Below are 19575 nucleotides of genomic sequence, written 5' to 3' on the forward strand. Positions count from 1 at the left end.
GTGGGTGCAATCGTCTACTAAATACGGCTTCACCTGCTGCGATGCAGCAATTTGAGCTGCGCGAGGCAGGGCGGCAAAGTCTCTTGATTTATTGGAACGTTCCATTTAATAGGCGCTGGGAAGGAGAGAGCCATGGACATCACCTTGCCCGGGGAAGGCGGCGGCCGCGTCCTCTACCGGCTTATCGGCCAGCCGGTGCAGCCTGTGGCCAGCGCGCGGTTCTCGCGTATCGCCTACGCCGCGGCCCATGTCGTCGCCGATCCTTTCGCCATGACCAATCCATGGTCGAGGCCCGCGGTCGACTGGGACAAGACGATGGCGTTTCGCCATCACCTCTGGCGGCTCGGCTTCCGTGTCGCCGAAGCGATGGATACCTCGCAGCGCGGAATGGGCTTCGACTGGGTGAATGCCAGGGAATTGATCCGCCGCTCGATCGCCGAGGCGCGGAGCGTCGAGGGCGCCACTCTCGCGTCAGGCGCAGGCACCGACCATCTGACGCCGGGGGCGGCGAGCACGCTCGACGATGTCATCGCGGCCTATGAGGAGCAGTTCGGGTTCATCGAAGGGCTTGGCGGCAAGGTGATCATGATGGCCAGCCGCGCGCTTGCGGCGATCGCCAAAGGCCCCGACGATTATGCCAGCGTCTACGACCGCATCCTGTCCCAGGCATCCGGCAAGGTTATCCTGCACTGGCTGGGCGACGTGTTCGATCCGGCGCTGAAAGGCTACTGGGGCAGCAGCGATTTCGAAACTGCGCTCGAGACGGTGATCGCCATCATCGAACGCCACGCCGGCACGGTCGAGGGCATAAAGATATCGATGCTCGATGCCGGCAAGGAGATCGCGCTCAGGGACCGGCTGCCCGAGGGCGTGGTGATGTTCACCGGCGACGACTTCAATTACCCCGAGCTGATCGCCGGCAACGGCGACAGACATTCGCACGCGCTGCTCGGAATTTTCGATGCGATCGCGCCGGTCGCCAATGCAGCGCTGGCAAAGCTGGCCGACGGCGACCGCGCCGGCTACGACGCGCTGATGGCCCCGACAGTGCCGCTGTCGCGCAAAATCTTCGAGGCGCCGACCGAATATTACAAGGCCGGCATCGTCTTCATGGCATGGCTGAACGGCCACCAGGAGCATTTTTCGATGATCGGCGGCATGCAATCCGCGCGCGGCATCCGCCACTATTCCGATGTCTTTCGCCTTGCCGACCAGGCAGGGTTGCTGGCCGACCCCGAGCTTGCCATTGCCAGAATGACAAGCCTCTGCGCGGTAGCGGGCGTCTGATCGCGAGCGCTACAGCGTCCGATCCAAAGGTTGCTTCGGGTGGCTTTGCGATTTGCCTTGTCTGGGCAAATCTGTATGCGGTATGCGTCCGGCAACAGAGAAGCCGATCCGGCGCTCCGCCGGCCAAACTGGCATAGCTGCCGTTCTGCATTGGGGTAAGCTGATGACCTTCGACCTTCAGGGCAAGCGTGTTTTCGTGGCCGGACATCGCGGCATGGTCGGCTCGGCCATCCTGCGCCGATTGGCCGACGAGGATTGCGAGATCCTGACCGCCTCGCGCACCGAGCTCGATCTTCTCGACCAGTCCGGCGTGCGGCACTGGATGGCCGACCGCAAGCCGGATGCAGTGGTGATGGCGGCGGCCAAGGTTGGCGGTATCCTGGCCAACAACAGGCTTCCGGTCGATTTTCTGCAGGACAATCTCGTCATGCAGAACAATGTCATCGACAGCGCCTTCCGCAACGAGGTGCAAAAGCTGCTGTTTCTCGGTTCATCCTGCATCTATCCCAAATTCGCGGCGCAGCCGATCTCCGAGGACGCCTTGCTGACCGGGCCGCTCGAGCCCACCAACGAATGGTATGCGATCGCCAAGATCGCCGGGCTGAAACTGTGCCAGGCCTATCGGCGCCAGTACGGCGTCGACTACATCTCGGCGATGCCGACCAATCTCTACGGTCCGGGCGACAATTTCGACCTCAATTCCAGCCATGTCGTGCCCGCTCTGATGCGCAAGGCGCACGAGGCCAGGCGCGCCGGCCGCAAGAGCCTGGAGGTGTGGGGATCAGGCACGCCGATGCGTGAATTCCTGCATGTCGACGACGCCGCCGACGCGCTGGTCTGGCTGCTGAAGAATTATTCGGGCGACAGCCACATCAATGTCGGCTCTGGGGAAGACATCACCATTGCCGATCTTGCCCGCACCATCGTGTCGGTCGCCGGCGCCGATGCTGCGATAACGTTCGATGCGACGAAGCCGGACGGCACGCCGCGCAAGCTGATGGACGTGTCGCGTCTGTTCGCCACCGGCTGGCGCCCGCGCTACTCGCTGCGCAGCGGATTGGAACAGACCTATGCGTGGTTTCTGGAGCACGTCGAGACCGGTGATCTCCGCCTCGGCGCGGCCTGAGGCTGGTATAGGCCGGGAACGTCAGTCGACGAAAAATACCAACGGCCAATCGAGGGATTGTCTGGATGGTGGGCGTGACAGGGATTGAACCTGTGACCCCTGCAATGTCAATGCAGTGCTCTCCCGCTGAGCTACACGCCCATCCGAAGCCGCGCATACACCATTTTTGGTTCGGCACGTCAATAGCGGGAAAAGCGAAAGAATGGCTGGCTTGCGGCGTTGGTCAAGACGCGACAAAAAGCGCGTCAGGCGGCCTGCAGCATCTTTTCGACTTCGTTGACGAGGTCGCGCAGGTGGAACGGCTTCGATAGCACCTTGGCGTCTTTCGGCGCCTTGGAGTCAGGGTTCAGGGCGACCGCGGCGAAGCCGGTGATGAACATCACCTTGAGGTCGGGATCGATCTCGGTAGCGCGGCGGGCGAGCTCGATGCCATCCATCTCGGGCATGACGATGTCGGTCAAAAGCAGCGAAAAAGGCTCCTCGCGCAGCCGCTCATAGGCACTGGCGCCATTGTCGAAATCGCTGACCTGATAACCGGCGCGCTCCAGCGCCTTGACGAGGAACCGGCGCATGTCGTCGTCGTCTTCCGCCAGCAGAATGCGTGCCATCTTGTCCCGTCCGAATCACCCAACCGACAATGCCGTGCGGCAAGCCCGTTAACCATGCTGTATATGAGGAGGTGACGGTAAACATCAAGTGAACGTTGGGCGCACAATCCTGATTTGGCTGACGCTTCGGCGGCTGGACATGCGGGCGGCGAGGTGGCACTTTCCTATCATGATGCATTGGTATTCCCGGGTTCGTTCAAATTGAAAACGGCAGCCGAGGATTTTTCGGTCGTTCCACCCTTCGAAATCCGATCGGGCGCCGAACAGCGCGTTCCCTTCCTCTTCAACTCGCCGCATAGCGGCCGCTACTATCCGGACCGGTTCATGGCGATGGCCAAGCTGGACCGCAACGCGATCCGTCGCTCCGAGGACTGCTATGTCGAGGAATTGTTCGGCGGTGCCGTCGCGCTAGGGGCGCCGATGCTGGCGGCAAACTTCCCGCGTGCCTATCTCGACGTCAACCGGGAGCCGTGGGAACTCGACCCGCGCATGTTCGCCGAACCGGTGCCGTCATTCTGCAACATCCGCTCAGCGCGGGTGGCCGGCGGACTCGGCACCGTGCCCAAGCTTGTAGGCGAGGGGCTCGACATCTATTCCGGCCGCTTGCCGCTGGCGGAGGCCGTGGCGCGCATCGAAGCGGTCTACAAGCCCTATCACGAGACGCTGAAACGGCTCTTGACCAGAACCCATGCGCGCTTCGGCTATGCCGTGCTGATTGACTGCCACTCGATGCCGGCAAGCATAAGGGTCGGCGACAGCGGATTGCGGCCGGATTTCATCGTCGGCGACCGCTTTGGCATTTCCGCCGCGGCGGCGTTGACCGAGACCGCGATCGGCCTGCTCACCGGCATGGGCTACAGCGTCGCCCACAACAAGCCCTATGCCGGAGGCTTCATCACCGAGCACTATGGCCGCCCAGTGCGCCATCTGCATGCGCTGCAGATCGAGGTCAATCGCGGGCTCTACATGAATGAGCGGACGTTCCAGAGATCATCTGGTTTCGACGCCCTGGCGGACGATCTGGCGCGGTTTTCAGCCGAACTGATGGCGATGCCCGATCACAATTTCATGGATCTGCCGCTGGCCGCCGAATAGCCGCGGAATCGCGGCACTCGCCGCTCATGCGGCGGCATAAAAAAAGACCGCATCGTTTGCACGACACGGTCGAAGTCTAGGGAGGAAACGCCCAAGGAGGGCATGGACAGGGAACCCCTGTCCGAGAACAAACGTATTGTGCGCTGCACAAATGTCAAGGCGCGTTCCGGCTTTTTTAATTCACTGTGAAGTGGAAATTGCATTTCCACGATGATTGCGTTGCATTCGAGCAACAGTTAGCGTCCAGCGAAAGGCTCCGAACGCCCTTGTTTCGGCATAAACGCCCTTGTTTCGGCCTAAAACCGTGGGCTAACGGGCATCTCAAAACATGCTGGAGCGGGAGAATCAGTTGGACGTCAGCATCGAGTTTATGCGGCGCGTTGCGCATGCCGCCGCGGCGGAGACCTTGCCGCGCTTCCGCAATCAGGGCGCGGTCACCAACAAGGAGCGCGGCAGCTTCGACCCCGTCACCGAGGCCGACCGCGAGGCCGAGCGGGCCATCCGGGCGCTGATCAACGCGCAATACCCCGATCACGGGATCCTCGGCGAGGAGCATGGCAGCGAAAACATCTCCAGCCGGCATGTCTGGGTGATCGATCCGATCGATGGAACACGCGCCTTCATCTCCGGCCTGCCGGTATGGGGAACACTGGTCGGGCTGACGGTCGACGGCGACGCCGTCGCCGGCATGATGTCGCAGCCCTTCACCGGCGAGCTGTTCTACGCCAATGCTTCCGGCTCGCACTATGAAGGTCCGGGTGGCTCGCGAAAACTCGCAACGCGCAAGACGACGAAGCTCGCAGAGGCGACTCTGTTCACCACCACGCCGGCGCTGTTCAAGGGAGACGCGCGCCTGCGCTACGACCTGTTCGAGCAACAGGTCCAGCTCGCCCGTTACGGCACCGACTGCTATGCCTTCGCCATGGTGGCGGCGGGCAGCGTCGATATCGTTGCCGATCCCGGATTGAAACCCTACGACATCGTCGCGCTGATCCCGATCATCGAGAAGGCAGGCGGCGTTGTCACCACCTTCGAAGGCGGGCCGGCGGAAAACGGCGGCGACATCCTGGCGGCGGCGACACCGGAACTGCACGCGGCGGCGATGGCGGCGCTGCGCGGCTAGGGATCCGTGCACCCACGCGTCTGGTTTTTGCGCAAATCCGACGGAAACCGCGGTACGGTTCCAAAGTGCGTCGCGCGTTGAATGGCGCGCGCTCGCATTTTTTGTATGTCGTTATCGCACAACCGCTGCGCACTTTTGCGCGACATGCATTAGCTATCGGCAGGCCAAGCATCCGAGAGACGCAGGCCCCACAAAATGAGCACGAAAGAGATGAGGCCGGTCGGCGCGGACGAATACGCCACACCTTTGATCACTGCTTCCTGAAGGGCACTTCCGTGGAAGGCTCCGGCCGCTAACGGCATAGTCTCGTTGCCGGCCGCCCAGGCGCTGGCGATCACGTAGGCGGCCAGGATCGCCAAAGCCGAATAGATCAGCAGCCAGAATGCAATCCGCGACGTCGCCGCGCCGAGATTGAGCCTAGACCATGTGAGGCCTAGCGCCAGCAAGAGAACGCCCTCCAGGGCGCCGAGCGTGTGCGCGGACAGTCCGAGCCGCGGTGCGGCGAGATACGGTATTGCAAACCCTTGGAATGACGAAAACAGCAGCAGCGCGACGCCAATCTGCAGTAGCCGATGCCCCTGACGTGACAGCGTGTTTGATGCGTTCATGGTCGTTTTTCTCCCGGCGAATGGCCTCCAACCTCTTTGGCAGCAAGCTAGCGCTCGATGCCTGAACGGGAATAAGGGGGCACGCTGCGCCGGACAAGCGACCCGTGCGGGCTTTGTTGGCGGGCGCCGCGAAGCGGTCAAACAGCGTCGCCGGTTCCGGGGATGAAGGCATCGAATGCCGCAAGCAACTGCTCGCGATAGAGGTCGGCTTCCTGGAGGATCTCATGGCGGGCGCCGTCGATCATCACTAGCGAGCCGACGCGCAGACGTCTCGCATAGGCTTCGACTGCCCTGGTCGAGACAACTTGGTCGGCGCCGGCGGCGATCATCAGCAAGGGCACCTGGATCTTGGCCATGAAATCCGGGTCGCTGACGATCAAGGATGCCTCCGTGGCCGCCTTCAGCCAGCGGATCGTCGGTCCGCCGAGCGCCAGCTGCGGATAGGTTTCGTAGATCAGCGTGTTGCGCCGATAGCGCGCCGGGTCGCTGGTCAGCTTGTTCATGGCGAAGGGCACCGATTCCTTCGGCCGCGGCCCCCATGCGGCATAGAGCCGGCCGAGGCCGAGAAGGCAGAACAGCGAACAGATGCGGCGAACGGTTATTACCGAAACCGGCAGGTCGGGCACTGTGAAGAACGGTGCGATCAGCACCATGCGGCGCACGCGGTTCGCCATCGAGGGCGCGGCGAGCAGCGCAATCACCGCGCCAGCCGAATGGGCCAGTATGTAGTAGGGTCCTCGGCAATCGGGCAGCACGATCTCTTCGAAGAACTGCTCCAGATCGCCGGTGTAGTCGAAGAAGCTCTGGACGTAGCCGCGCTGTCGGTTGCCGATCATCCGGTCGGAAGCGCCCTGGCCGCGCCAGTCGAGGGTTGCCACGCCAAAGCCCCGGTCGGCAAGGTTGCGAATGGTCTCGAAATACTTCTCGATGCACTCGTTGCGGCCGGTCAGGACGACGACGGTGCCCTTCATGGGGCGGGCAACCGCGGCAAACAGCCCATAGCGGATCTTCTTGCCGTCGCGCGTGGTGAAGAAGCCACCGGCTGCGTTTTCCGGCAGCGGATTGCCCGGAGTTTCATGGAAGACGGGGGTCTGGTGGAAAAGATCGGTCATACGGTGTTTGGCTGGTGTCGGGGCCGACGGGCGCAAGTCAGGCATAAACGCCCATGCGCCAAAAGCAAAGGAATTCGGGACGCCGGGGAGCTCGACAGGCAGCGAAGAAATAAGGCCGGAAGCAGCCTTGGGCGTACTCCCGGCCTCTGTCGACCCGGGAGGAAGGGACGTTGCACCCGGTTCGGCCTCGTCGTGTCGCCTTTTTCGCGACCTGTTCGTTATCTCGAGAACAGTTTTAATGCCGCTTGGCTGAACGCTCGCCGAAGCCACGGTTCATCTGCCGTTCATCGGCATCGGGACGTCGGCCGGGACCGGTCCTGTTTGGACGCGGGAAAATCTTGAAATGCCGTCGTCCGCTTCCCAAATTTGTCATGCGGTCGCCAATGTCGGGGCCGCTGGCCCATCCGGAACGCTGTTACGGGTTTCGCACCGGCCATACGCAACCTTGTTGCTCAACAGGAGAACACATCATGCGTCACGTTGATTTTTCCCCGCTCTACCGTTCGACCGTCGGTTTCGACCGGCTGTTCACCATGCTCGATTCGCTTGCGCAGCCGGAAGGCCAGACGTATCCGCCTTACAACATCGAGCGCACGGGCGAGGATGCCTATCGCATCTCGATGGCTGTGGCCGGCTTCTCGGAAGATGAGATTTCGATCGAAGCTCACCGCAATGTGCTGACCGTCAAGGGTGAGCGCAAGGAGGAAGGCAATGGCGAAGGCTCCGAACTGCTCTATCGCGGTATCGCCAGCCGAGCCTTCGAGCGCCGCTTCCAGCTTGCCGATCACGTCGAGGTTGTCGGCGCCGCGCTGAAGAACGGGCTGCTCTCCGTCGACCTCAAGCGCAACATCCCCGAAGAGCTGAAGCCGCGCAAGATCGCGATCACCTCGGCTCCGGCCAAGGCCAAGCAGATCGAGGCCAAGACTGCCGCCTAAGCCAGGCAGCTACGTTCTCCGGGGACGCCAACTCCCCGGGAAGAAAGGGCGGTGCAGCAATGCGCCGCTCTTTTTGCTGGGTAAGGCTTGCTATCCGGCGAGCAGGTAGCCGAAACGGTCGACCTCGTCGGGCGTGGTCGCGAAGCTGGTGACGAAGCGGTAGAGCGCTTCGTCCTCGCCGATGTGGCCGTCGTAGCCGAGCGGCCTGTGCCAGTCGTGGAAGGCCGCGCCTGCCGCTTGCATGCTTTCGGCCTCGGCCTTTTTCATGACCGCGAAGACCTCGTTCGCCTGCGGCAGCCAGGCCAGCCGGGCGGAAGGGGAATCTTCTATCGCCGCGGCAAGCCGTGCCGCCATCGCATTGGCGTGCCGTGCCGTATCGAGCCATAGCCCACCCCTGAAATAAGCATCGAATTGCGCGGCGATGAAACGCGATTTCGAGAACAGCTGGGCCGCGCGCTTGCGCAAAAAGGCCAATTCCTTGGCTCGCTCGAGGTCGAACAGCACGATCGCCTCGGCGCACCAACAGCCATTCTTGGTGCCGCCGAAGGAGAGGATGTCGATACCGTGCTTCCAGGTCATTTCGGCCGGCGTCGTTTCCAGCGCGACGAGCGCATTGGCAAAGCGGGCCCCGTCCATGTGCAGCGGCAGTCCATGCTGCTTTGCGATCGCCGAAATCCTGGCGATTTCGTTCAGCGTGTAGACGGTTCCGACCTCGGTCGACTGAGTGATCGAAACGGCAACCGGCCGCCCGGAATGGACGTTTTCGGGTGCGAAACGGTCCACCGCCCGTTCCAGATTGCCGGCATCGATTTTGCCGAGCGCGCCTTCGACTGTATAAAGCCGCGAACCGCCGGTGAAATATTCCGGTGCACCGCATTCGTCCTCGATGACGTGCGATTCGCGATGGCAGAAGGAAATGCCGCCTGGCTTGTTATAGGTAGTCAGCGACAGCGAATTGGCAGCGGTGCCGGTGGCGACGAAAAACACCGCGACTTCGCATTCGAAGATCTCATTGAAGCGCTGGTAAACTGCCTTGTCGAGGACGCCGTCGCCATAAGCGGTGGAGAAGCCCTCGGCATGGGCCGAGAGGCCGGCAGCGATACGGGGATGGGCGCCTGCCCAATTGTCGGAAGCGAAAATCATGCGTCTGCCTATGCTGGGGAAATCGGGGCGAGCTTGGCCGCTTTCGCATGCCGGCCGCAAGGGGCAGACACCGAAAATCCGCTAAAGCCAGCGAAACGCATGAGCGTACATGCAGCGACGAAAGGTTACGCTGATACCGCGTTCCGCGCAATTTTCTGTGGCGAAAGCTTCAAGAATTTTGTGAATCGGTCTTGTGTGCATCCAAAATTTCTGTCATAAAAATTTAGGACAGTAGTGCTGTCTTATTTTGTCGCACAAAACTGCCCGCATTGGCATTATGATTGCGCCTCTGCGGCCATTGCCGCGAGCGACAGCTAGACAGCCTGGCTCTGGCCTGTACGAATACCATATGCGAACGATGCGGAAAGCCGCACGGTCGGCAAGAATTTCGCAAGACGTGCCGCAAGATTGAAAGGGGAGCCACGCGCTTCCCGACGGAAACCAGCGCCCGAAGGGGACGGAACGGAGGACAGGACGATGACGGACATGACGCCATCTGCGACGAAGGCCGCGCAGACGAAAGCGGCAGCCGTCAAAAATCCGTCTCTGACCAATATTTGGCGAACCAACACCGGCTATGCCGCGCGCGGCCTCTACGATCCGCGCAACGAGCATGATGCCTGCGGCGTCGGCTTCATCGTCAACATGAAGGGCGTGAAGTCGCACCAGATCGTCGAGGACGGCCTTGCCGTGCTCGAAAACCTGACGCATCGCGGCGCGGTCGGCGCCGATCCGCTGATGGGCGACGGCGCCGGCGTGCTGGTGCAACTGCCGGACCGCTTCTTCCGTGAGGAGATGGCCAAGCAAGGGGTCGAACTGCCGAAGCCCGGCCACTATGCCGTCGGCCAGGTGTTCATGCCGCGCGACCCGGAGCTGCAGGCGCATATCGAAGGCATCATCGCCGAGGTGGCGCAACTCGAGGGCCAGCCGCTGCTCGGCTTTCGCGACGTGCCGGTCGACAATTCGTCGCTGTCCAAGGCGCCCGACATCGCCGCTTCCGAGCCGGTGCACCGGCAGGTGTTCCTGGGCCGCGGCGCCGAGATCGAGAACGACGACGATTACGAGCGGCGGCTCTACATCCTGCGCAAGGTCATTTCCGGACGTATCCACGAGGAGACCAAAGGCGTCGACAACGGCTTCTATGTCGTCTCGATGTCGTCGCGGACCATCGTCTACAAGGGCATGTTCCTGGCCTATCAGGTCGGAGCCTACTACAAGGACCTCACCGACCCGCGTTTCGAGACGGCGCTGATCCTGGTCCACCAGCGCTTCTCGACCAACACGTTCCCGTCGTGGAAGCTGGCGCATCCCTACCGCATGGTCGCCCACAATGGCGAGATCAACACGTTGCGCGGCAACGTCAACTGGATGGCGGCGCGCCAAGCTTCGGTCGATTCCGAACTGTTCGGCAACGACATCTCGAAACTGTGGCCGATCTCCTACGAAGGGCAGTCGGACACCGCCTGCTTCGACAATGCGCTCGAATTCCTGACGCAGGGCGGCTATTCGCTCGCCCACGCCATGATGATGCTGATCCCGGAAGCCTGGGCCGGCAACAAGCTGATGGGTCAGGACCGCAAAGCCTTCTATGAGTATCACGCAGCCCTGATGGAGCCGTGGGACGGGCCGGCGGCGGTTGCCTTCACCGACGGCCGCCAGATCGGTGCCACGCTCGACCGCAACGGGCTGCGGCCGGCGCGCTACATCGTTACCGATGACGACCGCGTCATCATGGCCTCGGAAGCCGGCGTGCTGCCGGTGCCGGAGGAAAGGATCGTCAAGAAGTGGCGGCTGCAGCCCGGCCGCATGCTGCTGATCGACCTGGACAAGGGCCGCATCGTTTCCGACGAGGAGATCAAGTCGGAGATCGCGACCAGGCACCCCTACAAGAGCTGGCTCGCCAACACCCAGCTCATCCTCGAAGATTTGAAGCCGGTCGAGCCGCGCGCCCTGCGCAGGGACGTCAGCCTGCTCGACCGCCAGCAGGCGTTCGGCTACACCCAGGAAGACACCAAGCTGCTGATGTCGCCGATGGCGACCACCGGCCAGGAAGCAGTCGGCTCGATGGGCACCGACACGCCGATTTCGGCGATGTCGGACAGATCGAAGCTGCTCTACACCTATTTCAAGCAGAATTTCGCCCAGGTCACCAACCCGCCGATCGACCCGATCCGCGAGGAACTGGTGATGAGCCTGGTGTCCTTCATCGGGCCGCGGCCCAACATCTTCGACCTGGTCGGCAATTCGCGCCGCAAGCGGCTCGAAGTGCGCCAGCCAATCCTGACCAATGGCGATCTCGAAAAGATCCGCTCCATCGGTCACACCGAGGACCGTTTCGACACCAAGACGATCGACATCACCTATGCTTCGAATGAAGGCGCGGCCGGCATGCAGGGCGCTATAGACCGGCTATGCGAGCGCGCCGAGGCGGCGGTCGCCGGCGGCTACAACATCATCATACTGTCGGACCGTCAGCTCGGCCCGGACCGCATCGCCATTCCGGCGCTGCTGGCAACGGCGGCCGTGCATCATCATTTGATCCGCAAGGGATTGCGCACCTCGGTCGGGCTCGTCGTGGAATCCGGCGAGCCGCGCGAGGTGCATCATTTCTGCTGTCTCGCCGGCTACGGCGCCGAGGCGATCAATCCCTATCTCGCTTTCGACACGCTGCTCGACATGCACAAGCGTGGCGAATTGCCAGCGGAGGTCGATGCCTACGAGGTCGTCTCCCGCTACATCAAGTCGATCGGCAAGGGCATCCTGAAGGTGATGTCCAAGATGGGCATCTCGACTTATCAGTCCTATTGCGGCGCGCAGATCTTCGATGCCATTGGGCTGAAGTCGGAGTTCGTGCACAAGTACTTCACCGGTACGGCGACGCTGATCGAAGGCGTCGGGCTGGACGAGATCGCCGCCGAAACGGTCAGCCGTCACACCGACGGCTTCGGCAACGACCCGGTGCTGCGCAACAGCCTCGAGGTCGGCGGCGAATACATGTTCCGCATGCGCGGCGAGGCCCATATCTGGTCGCCCGACGCAGTGGCGACCTTGCAGCACGCTGTGCGCCAGGGCTCGTGGGAGACGTTCAAGGACTATTCCGCCCAGATCGACAGCGAGACGGCGCAGGCGCAGACCATTCGCGGCATGTTCAAGATCAAGCTTGCGCAAGAGACCGGGCGCAAGAAGGTCGAACTCGACGAGGTGATGCCGGCGGCCGATATCGTCAAGCGCTTCTCGACCGGGGCGATGTCCTTCGGCTCGATCTCCAGGGAAGCGCACACGACGCTGGCGCGCGCCATGAACGCCATCGGCGGCAAGTCGAATACCGGCGAGGGCGGCGAAGAGGCCGACCGCTATCTGCCACTGCCGGGCGGCGGCAAGAACCCCGAACGCTCGGCGATCAAGCAGGTCGCTTCGGGACGCTTTGGCGTCACTGCCGAATATCTGGTCAATTCCGACATGATGCAGATCAAGGTCGCGCAAGGGGCAAAGCCCGGCGAGGGCGGCCAGCTGCCGGGCCACAAGGTCGACGCAACCATAGCCAAGGTCAGGCATTCGACGCCGGGCGTCGGCCTGATCTCGCCGCCGCCGCATCATGACATCTATTCGATCGAGGATCTGGCGCAGCTCATCTACGACCTGAAGAACGTCAATCCGGCGGCCGACGTATCGGTCAAGCTGGTCTCGGAAGTCGGCGTCGGCACGGTTGCGGCCGGCGTCGCCAAGGCGCGTGCCGACCACATCACCATATCAGGCTATGACGGCGGCACCGGCGCTTCGCCGCTGACCTCGCTCAAGCATGCCGGCAGCCCGTGGGAGATGGGCCTTGCCGAGACGCACCAGACGCTGGTGCTCAACGGCCTCAGGTCGCGCGTCGCGCTGCAGGTCGATGGCGGCCTGCGCACAGGGCGTGACGTCATCATCGGCGCGCTGCTCGGCGCCGACGAGTTCGGCTTCTCGACCGCGCCACTGATCGCGGCCGGCTGCATCATGATGCGCAAGTGCCATCTCAACACCTGCCCGGTCGGCGTCGCGACGCAGGACCCGGTGCTGCGCAAGCGCTTCAAGGGCACGCCCGAGCACGTCATCAACTTCTTCTTCTATGTGGCGGAAGAGGTGCGGGCGCTGCTTGCCGAGATGGGCTACACCCATCTCGACCAGATCATCGGCGACACCGACCTTCTGGAAAAGCGCGAGCTGATCCAGCACTGGAAGGCGCGCGGACTCGACTTCAGCAAGATGTTCTACAAGCCCGATGCGCCACACGAGGCGGTGCACTGGACCGAGCGGCAGAAGCATCCGATCGACGACGTGCTCGATCGCAAGCTGATCGAACTGGCAAAGCCGGCGCTTGAAGCCAGGCAGCCGGTCGGCATCGAACTGCCGATCCGCAACGTCGACCGTTCGACCGGCGCCATGCTGTCGGGCGAGGTGGCAAAGCGCTTCAAGCACAAGGGCCTGCGCGAGGACACGATCTCGGTGAAGCTCACCGGCACGGCCGGCCAATCCTTTGGGGCCTTTCTGGCGCGCGGGATTTCGTTCGAACTGGTGGGCGCTGCCAATGACTATGTCGGCAAGGGTCTGTCGGGCGGCCGCATCGTCATCCGCCCGCCGGAGAACACGAAAATCGTTGCTGCCGAGTCCATTATTGTCGGCAATACCGTGCTCTACGGCGCAACCGAGGGCCAGGCCTATTTCTGCGGCGTTGCCGGAGAGCGTTTTGCTGTGCGCAATTCGGGTGTCGCCGCGGTCGTTGAAGGCGTCGGCGACCACGGTTGCGAATACATGACCGGCGGTATCGTCGTCGTCATCGGCCAGACCGGCCGCAACTTCGCCGCCGGCATGTCGGGCGGCGTCGCCTATGTGCTCGACGAGGCGGGCGATTTCGCCGAACGCTGCAACATGGCGATGGTCGAGCTGGAGCCGGTTCCGGAAGAGGACGACCTGATGGAAAAGCTGCTCCACCATGGCGGCGATCTCGACCATAAGGGCCGTGTCGACGTATCGGGCGATATGACCAGCCACGACGAGGAGCGGCTCTACCAGCTGATCTCCAACCACGTCCACTACACGGGCTCGGTACGAGGTCGCGAAATCCTCGACGATTGGGCGACTTTCCGGCCGAAATTCCGGAAGATCATGCCGGTCGAATACCGCCGCGCGCTGATCGAGATGGAGCGGATGCGCATGAACGTGGCGGCGGAATAGATTTGGAAATTGCCGGGGGCCCATGCGTCCTGGCAACCATCTTCATCAACAATCCTGACCTCGGACTGAAGGTTGCCACGGCTGCCTTATGAGGTTAACGGGTGCGTCGCCAGGCGTACCTTCCGGACAGCAGGGACTGGACTATGGGCAAGGTAACAGGGTTTCTCGAGATCGACCGGCAGGTGCACAAGTACCAGCCGGCTTCCGACCGCATCCGGCATTTCCGTGAGTTCACGCTGCCGATGTCGGACAAGGAGGTCGAGAAACAGGCTGCGCGCTGCATGGATTGCGGCATTCCGTATTGCCATGGACCGACCGGCTGCCCGATCCACAACCAGATCCCCGACTGGAACGACCTCGTCTACAATGGCGACTGGGAAAACGCGATCCGCAACCTGCATTCGACCAACAATTTTCCGGAGTTTACCGGCCGCATCTGCCCCGCACCTTGCGAGGAAGCCTGCACGCTGAACCTCGAGGATATTCCGGTCGCCATAAAGACGATCGAGCAGGCGATTGCCGACAAAGCCTATGAAACCGGCCATATCCGGCCCTATCCGCCGGAACGGAAGACCGGCAAGCGCGTCGCGATCATCGGCTCGGGGCCGGCGGGAATGGCGGCTGCCCAGCAACTCGGCCGCGCCGGCCATGACGTTCACGTCTATGAGCGCGAGAGCCGGCCGGGCGGGCTGATGCGCTACGGTATCCCCGACTTCAAGATCGAGAAGCATTATATCGACCGGCGCATCGAGCAGATGCAGGGCGAAGGTGTCAGCTTCCATTGTGGCGTCAATGTCGGCGTCGACAAGCCGGTAGCCGAACTGCTCGCCGAATATGACGCGGTCCTCTATTGCGGCGGTTCCGAAACACCGCGTCCGGCCAACATCCCTGGCGACGATCTCGACGGCGTGCACGACGCGATGCCGTATCTGGTTCAGCAGAACAAGCGTATCGGCGGCGAGCCGATCCAGTCGGTGGCATGGCCGTCGCGCCCGATCGTCGCCGGCGGCCAGCACGTCGTCGTCGTCGGCGGCGGCGACACTGCCTCCGACTGCGTCGGTACCGCCTTCCGCCAGGGCGCGGTGCGCGTCACCCAGCTCGACATCCGGCCGCAGCCGCCGGAAAAGGAGGACAAGCTGTCGGTCTGGCCCTACTGGGCGACCAAGATGCGCACGTCGTCCTCGCAGGCCGAAGGCGCCGAGCGCGAATTCCAGGTGGCGACGCTTGAATTCATTGGCGAAGACGGCCAGCTGACCGGGGTAAAATGCTGCGAAGTCGACGAAAAGCGCAAGCCGATCGCGGGCACGGAATTCGTCATCCGCGCCGATCTCGCTTTCATCGCCATCGGCTTTGCCGGGCCAGCCGCTCGCGGGCCGGTCTCGGAACTCGACGGGCAGATGAAGATCGTCACCGACAGCCGCCGCTCGAAGAATGTCGAGGCCAATGACCGGGACTACAGGACCAGCGTCGAAAAGCTCTATGCGGCGGGCGACGTGCGGCGCGGCCAGTCGCTGGTCGTCTGGGCGATCCGCGAGGGCCGCCAGGCGGCGCGTGCAATCGACGAGGCGCTGATGGGATCGAGCGTGCTGCCGCGCTGAGCCCGTTCCGAAACTCTACAGAAAGAGGCGCCAGCTTTACTGCCGGATCGCCGTCGTCGTATCGGATGCGGCCGCCGTCGCAGGCTGTGTCTTGGGCGGCCAGGAGAAATCGTCAGCGCGGCCCGGTGAGGCGTCGGGCGCCTTGCCCTCGACGATCAGCCTTTCCCCCGGCAAATTCTTGTCAGCTTTTGCCGGCGGGGCGGCGCCGAGAAGTTCCGAACCGCCGTCCAGCGCCGGATCGCTGAGCAGCATCGGCACGGTGCGATCGACAGCTATCGGCGCGGCAGCAGGTGCCGGCGCCTCGACGGGAGCGCCGGCCGGGGCAGAAGCCGTCACCACGCTTCCCGGCGCGGCCAGCCCCAGGATCTTCATCAGCGGCTTTTCGGTATAGAAGGCGAGCTTGCGCTTGCCGGCCTTCGACATGTTGATGCCGTCGTCGGAGCGCAGGCGCACCGATTGGCCGTTGATGTCCGGTCCGCTGGTGATGAAGGCGCCGTTCTCGTCGACAAACCCGTCCCAGACGTCGACGAATTCGCCGCCGTGGCTTTCGGCGGACGAGCGGAAGATATCGTTGAAGGCCAGCATGTCGGAGGTCATTTTCGAGACCCGGAAGGCCGGCATGCCAACCCACAAATACGGCACCTTGGTTGCGGCGATGGCCTTGCCGAACGCATCGGTCCGGCGCTCGTATTCCTTGGTCCAGTTCTCGGATCGCGGCTGCTCGCGCACATCGCCGACGCGCATCTGCTGCCGGTCGTTGGATCCGAGCATGACGACGACGGCTGCCGGTTTTTCGGCAGCGATCAGCGACTTGACCTGTTCTGGCCAGTTGTAGACATCGTCACGCACGAAGCCGGACGATCCGTTGGCACGGACGACGATCCTGACGCCGGTGTTTTCGGCAAAGGCGGCGTCGAGCCCCTCAGCCAGCCCAGACGCCATGAAATCGCCGACCACCAGAACGACGCGTGCATCCGGCGCCTTCTCGGCCACTGGGGTTGTCGGCTCGGCCGGCGGCGGCCGGCGAACTGACCGGGGCTTTCTCAGCTTGGGCCTAGGCTTTGTTCTCTGGAATTCTCTCTGGAATTCGGGCGGCGGCTGCTCAAACCGCTCGCTTCTGCGCGGAAACAACAGGTCGCGCAGCGACCAGCCACGACTTTCCGGCTCCTGCGCCATGGCCGAGGTATGAAAGGCACTGGCGGCGCCGACTGCCAGAACGGCGATCGCCAGAACCAGAATCGGCACGCGACGAACAATTAACCGGATGCGCGCAGCCGAAACCAATCACCCTCTCCATCCCGTAACCGGCTCTAGTTCTGCCTGAGCCATTTGAGCACTTCCTTGCTAGGATACCCGTCCTGGGTCAAGCCGGCCTTTGCCTGGAAGGCCATGATGGCGGTTTTCGATCCGTCACCGATCTTGCCGTCGAACTTGCCGTCGTAAAAGCCGTGCTCGGAAAGTCGCTTCTGAAGCTCCTGCCTTTCCTCGAAGGAGAGCTTGGTAAACGGTCGCTTCCAGTCCTGCACAAGCCCGCCATAGCCGGCGATTTCGTCGGCAAGAAGGCCCACGGCGAGCGCATATTTGTCAGCATTGTTGTAACGCTTGATGACCGAGAAATTCGTGATCATCAGGAAAGCCGGCCCGCCGCGGCCGCCGGGCAGCTTCAACGTCGCCTTGTCGGCACCGTTCTTGAACGGCTTGCCGTTGGCACGGGTGACGCCCAGCGCCTGCCATTGCGACAGCGACTTCGAGCCTCCGGGCAGCTTCTTGCCGTCCGGAAGGCTGACTTCATAGCCCCAGGTCTTGCCTGCCTGCCAGCCGTTCTTCCGCAGCAAATTGGCGGCTGTCGCCAGTGCGTCGGGAATAGAATTCCAGATGTCGCGCTTGCCGTTGCCGTCCATATCGACCGCATAGGACAGGTAGCTGGTAGGGATGAACTGGGTATGGCCCATCGCGCCGGCCCATGAGCCGCTGAGATGGCTTTCGTCGATGTCGCCGGTTTGCAGGATCTTCAGCGCCGCGATCAGCTGGGTGCGGGCAAATTTCGCTCGCTTGGGGTCCGCATAACCAAGCGTCGCCAGCGAGCGCACGACATTGCGCATGATATCATCGCGCTTGAGGGTTTCGCCGTAGTTCGATTCCATCGACCAGATGGCCAGCAGGATGTAGCGGTCGACGCCGTATCTTGCCTCGATCCTGTCCAGCCAAGGCTTCCATTTCCTTGCCATTTGCTGGCCGACGGCGACCGACTGGTCATGGACGCGGTTGTCGAAATAATCCCAGGCGGGTGCGGTGAATTCGGGCTGAGTACGAGCCTTTTCCAGCACCACCGGGTCAGCATCGTTGATGCCCTTGAATGCCTGGTCGTAGACGGAGCCGGAAACGCCGCTCGCCACGGCGGTAGCACGGAAGCTGGCGACCCATTGGCGGAAGCCGGCATCGGCAAAAGCCGGCCCGCTGGGCATGAGCAAAGCAAGCGAGAGGCTGGCGGCCGTCAGGACGCTGGTGAAGCGCCTTGCGGCGTTGCGAACGGACATCTTTTCCTCCTTCTTCATCTCAGGAAGACTATTCATCGCCGAACCCGGTTAGCATTTGGTTTACCATAGGTGCCGTGCGGGGTGAAAAGATGCGTCAATGCTTTACCAGCTGAGATTTATGACCCACCGTTCAGTAATCCTCGATTTCGGCATGAAAATGTCTCGAATCGGGATTGCCGAACAGGCATGCAAATGGATAATTGGCACATGAAGAGAGTTCGCAAGGCAGTGTTCCCGGTTGCCGGTCTCGGCACGCGCTTTCTCCCTGCTACCAAGGCCATTCCCAAGGAAATGCTGACGGTCGTCGACAGGCCGGTCATCCAGTATGTGGTCGATGAGGCGCGCGATGCCGGGATCGAGCATTTCATCTTCGTGACCGGCCGCAACAAGGCGGTCATCGAGGATCACTTCGATGTCCAGTTCGAGCTCTACGACACGCTTGCGCAGCGCGGCAAGGACGACCAGCTCGCCCGCCTGCAGCGGCTGCAGCCGGCGCCGGGGCAGACCAGCTTCACCCGCCAGCAGGTACCACTCGGCCTTGGTCACGCCGTCTGGTGCGCGCGCGAGCTTGTCGGCGACGAGCCCTTTGCGCTGCTGTTACCCGACATGATCATGCAGTCGGAAAAAAGCTGCATGAAGGATATGGTCGAGCTTTACGCCGAGACCGGCAACAACATCGTCGCCGTGCAGGAATGCGATCCGGCCGAGGCGCACAAATACGGCATTGTCGGCCGCGGCGATGACGCACATCACGGTTTCCGCATCACCGGCATGGTGGAAAAGCCGAAGACCGGCACGGCGCCGTCGAACCTCTACATCAACGGACGCTACATCCTGCAGCCTGAGATATTCAAGATACTCGAAGGCCAGGAAAAAGGCGCCGGCAACGAGATCCAGCTCACCGATGCAATGCTGAAACTGCAGAAACAACAGCCCTTCTACGGCTATCATTATCGCGGGCGCACGTTCGACTGCGGCTCGCCCGAAGGCTTCGTCGAGGCCAACGTTGCCTTCGCGCTGTGGCGCAGCGACATGAATGCAAGCATGGCCGGTGTCATTCGCACACTTCTCGACGAACTCGCGCCGTCAGAGCGCCGCGGCCTAGCCTTATAGTGTCAGCACCGGTTGCCGCGCTGGTCGGCGAAAGCGCGCCGCGTTCGATCGGCCTCATGCGACGCGCTTAGGCTCTTGTTTT

General features: G+C 62.5%; 14 protein-coding genes and 1 tRNA gene. 8 read left to right on the top strand and 7 right to left on the bottom strand.

Annotation, left to right across the window (positions count from 1 at the left end; all coding sequences use genetic code 11):
• The first annotated feature begins 132 nt into the window (after window positions 1–132).
• Both NKJ12_RS11695 and fcl read left to right on the top strand, forming a co-directional pair.
• Window positions 133–1287, top strand: a complete 1155-nt coding sequence (locus NKJ12_RS11695) for a dihydrodipicolinate synthase family protein (protein ID WP_352702770.1) — start codon at window positions 133–135, stop codon at window positions 1285–1287.
• A gap of 163 nt (window positions 1288–1450) precedes the next feature.
• Window positions 1451–2413, top strand: coding sequence for a GDP-L-fucose synthase (gene fcl / locus NKJ12_RS11700; RefSeq protein ID WP_352702772.1), 963 nt, complete (start codon window positions 1451–1453; stop codon window positions 2411–2413).
• 66 nt (window positions 2414–2479) lie between these two features.
• Here the strand turns inward: fcl and NKJ12_RS11705 are convergent.
• Both NKJ12_RS11705 and cpdR read right to left on the bottom strand, forming a co-directional pair.
• A tRNA-Val gene (locus NKJ12_RS11705) sits at window positions 2480–2554 on the bottom strand.
• A 104-nt stretch (window positions 2555–2658) separates the two neighbouring features.
• Window positions 2659–3021: a cell cycle two-component system response regulator CpdR gene (cpdR, locus tag NKJ12_RS11710; RefSeq protein WP_006199474.1), complete on the bottom strand. Its 363-nt coding sequence runs from the start codon at window positions 3019–3021 to the stop codon at window positions 2659–2661.
• 153 nt (window positions 3022–3174) lie between these two features.
• On the opposite strand from cpdR, the gene NKJ12_RS11715 reads away from it, so the two are divergent.
• Together NKJ12_RS11715 and hisN are read left to right on the top strand one after the other, a co-directional pair.
• Window positions 3175–4116 (top strand): N-formylglutamate amidohydrolase, encoded by a 942-nt coding sequence (locus NKJ12_RS11715; RefSeq protein ID WP_254816915.1) that lies wholly within the window; start codon window positions 3175–3177, stop codon window positions 4114–4116.
• A 349-nt stretch (window positions 4117–4465) separates the two neighbouring features.
• A complete protein-coding gene (hisN, locus tag NKJ12_RS11720; RefSeq protein ID WP_352647618.1) occupies window positions 4466–5239 on the top strand; it encodes a histidinol-phosphatase in 774 nt (257 codons plus the stop codon).
• 149 nt (window positions 5240–5388) lie between these two features.
• Here hisN and NKJ12_RS11725 read toward each other — a convergent pair whose 3' ends face one another.
• Together NKJ12_RS11725 and NKJ12_RS11730 are read right to left on the bottom strand one after the other, a co-directional pair.
• A complete protein-coding gene (locus NKJ12_RS11725; protein ID WP_352702774.1) occupies window positions 5389–5847 on the bottom strand; it encodes a styrene oxide isomerase in 459 nt (152 codons plus the stop codon).
• A gap of 137 nt (window positions 5848–5984) precedes the next feature.
• Window positions 5985–6959 (bottom strand): alpha/beta fold hydrolase, encoded by a 975-nt coding sequence (locus NKJ12_RS11730; protein WP_352688026.1) that lies wholly within the window; start codon window positions 6957–6959, stop codon window positions 5985–5987.
• Between the two features lie 470 nt (window positions 6960–7429).
• On the opposite strand from NKJ12_RS11730, the gene NKJ12_RS11735 reads away from it, so the two are divergent.
• Window positions 7430–7894 (top strand): Hsp20 family protein, encoded by a 465-nt coding sequence (locus tag NKJ12_RS11735; protein ID WP_352478207.1) that lies wholly within the window; start codon window positions 7430–7432, stop codon window positions 7892–7894.
• A 90-nt stretch (window positions 7895–7984) separates the two neighbouring features.
• Here the strand turns inward: NKJ12_RS11735 and NKJ12_RS11740 are convergent, their stop codons facing one another.
• Entirely contained in the window at window positions 7985–9037 is a 1053-nt protein-coding gene (locus tag NKJ12_RS11740; protein WP_254816920.1) for a threonine aldolase family protein, read from the bottom strand.
• A 477-nt stretch (window positions 9038–9514) separates the two neighbouring features.
• On the opposite strand from NKJ12_RS11740, the gene gltB reads away from it, so the two are divergent.
• On the top strand, window positions 9515–14245 hold the full coding sequence (gltB, locus tag NKJ12_RS11745; protein ID WP_352688028.1) for a glutamate synthase large subunit: 4731 nt from the start codon (window positions 9515–9517) through the stop codon (window positions 14243–14245).
• A 143-nt stretch (window positions 14246–14388) separates the two neighbouring features.
• Window positions 14389–15843 carry a glutamate synthase subunit beta gene (locus NKJ12_RS11750; protein WP_254816922.1) on the top strand — a complete coding sequence of 485 codons (1455 nt, stop codon included), beginning with the start codon at window positions 14389–14391 and terminating at the stop codon, window positions 15841–15843.
• 36 nt (window positions 15844–15879) lie between these two features.
• Here NKJ12_RS11750 and NKJ12_RS11755 read toward each other — a convergent pair whose 3' ends face one another.
• Together NKJ12_RS11755 and NKJ12_RS11760 are read right to left on the bottom strand one after the other, a co-directional pair.
• Window positions 15880–17127, bottom strand: coding sequence for an SGNH/GDSL hydrolase family protein (locus NKJ12_RS11755; RefSeq protein ID WP_352688030.1), 1248 nt, complete (start codon window positions 17125–17127; stop codon window positions 15880–15882).
• Window positions 17128–17153: 26 nt separating this feature from the next.
• Complete coding sequence (locus NKJ12_RS11760; protein ID WP_254816924.1) at window positions 17154–18380, bottom strand: lytic murein transglycosylase; 1227 nt, start codon at window positions 18378–18380, stop codon at window positions 17154–17156.
• A 207-nt stretch (window positions 18381–18587) separates the two neighbouring features.
• On the opposite strand from NKJ12_RS11760, the gene galU reads away from it, so the two are divergent.
• Window positions 18588–19493, top strand: coding sequence for a UTP--glucose-1-phosphate uridylyltransferase GalU (gene galU / locus NKJ12_RS11765; RefSeq protein WP_352506340.1), 906 nt, complete (start codon window positions 18588–18590; stop codon window positions 19491–19493).
• Window positions 19494–19575 lie beyond the last annotated feature (82 nt).

It is taken from the genome of Mesorhizobium sp. M0195, from assembly GCF_040322115.1.
GTDB lineage: Bacteria > Pseudomonadota > Alphaproteobacteria > Rhizobiales > Rhizobiaceae > Mesorhizobium.

What these genes read in the sequence shown, in the direction of transcription:
- NKJ12_RS11695 (WP_352702770.1), top strand. Translation starts at nt 133, where the DNA reads ATGGACATCACCTTGCCCGGGGAAGGCGGCGGCCGCGTCCTCTACCGG.
- fcl (WP_352702772.1), top strand. Translation starts at nt 1,451, where the DNA reads ATGACCTTCGACCTTCAGGGCAAGCGTGTTTTCGTGGCCGGACATCGC.
- cpdR (WP_006199474.1), bottom strand. Translation starts at nt 3,021, where the DNA reads ATGGCACGCATTCTGCTGGCGGAAGACGACGACGACATGCGCCGGTTC.
- NKJ12_RS11725 (WP_352702774.1), bottom strand. Translation starts at nt 5,847, where the DNA reads ATGAACGCATCAAACACGCTGTCACGTCAGGGGCATCGGCTACTGCAG.
- NKJ12_RS11730 (WP_352688026.1), bottom strand. Translation starts at nt 6,959, where the DNA reads ATGACCGATCTTTTCCACCAGACCCCCGTCTTCCATGAAACTCCGGGC.
- NKJ12_RS11735 (WP_352478207.1), top strand. Translation starts at nt 7,430, where the DNA reads ATGCGTCACGTTGATTTTTCCCCGCTCTACCGTTCGACCGTCGGTTTC.
- NKJ12_RS11740 (WP_254816920.1), bottom strand. Translation starts at nt 9,037, where the DNA reads ATGATTTTCGCTTCCGACAATTGGGCAGGCGCCCATCCCCGTATCGCT.
- gltB (WP_352688028.1), top strand. Translation starts at nt 9,515, where the DNA reads ATGACGGACATGACGCCATCTGCGACGAAGGCCGCGCAGACGAAAGCG.
- NKJ12_RS11750 (WP_254816922.1), top strand. Translation starts at nt 14,389, where the DNA reads ATGGGCAAGGTAACAGGGTTTCTCGAGATCGACCGGCAGGTGCACAAG.
- NKJ12_RS11760 (WP_254816924.1), bottom strand. Translation starts at nt 18,380, where the DNA reads ATGTCCGTTCGCAACGCCGCAAGGCGCTTCACCAGCGTCCTGACGGCC.
- galU (WP_352506340.1), top strand. Translation starts at nt 18,588, where the DNA reads ATGAAGAGAGTTCGCAAGGCAGTGTTCCCGGTTGCCGGTCTCGGCACG.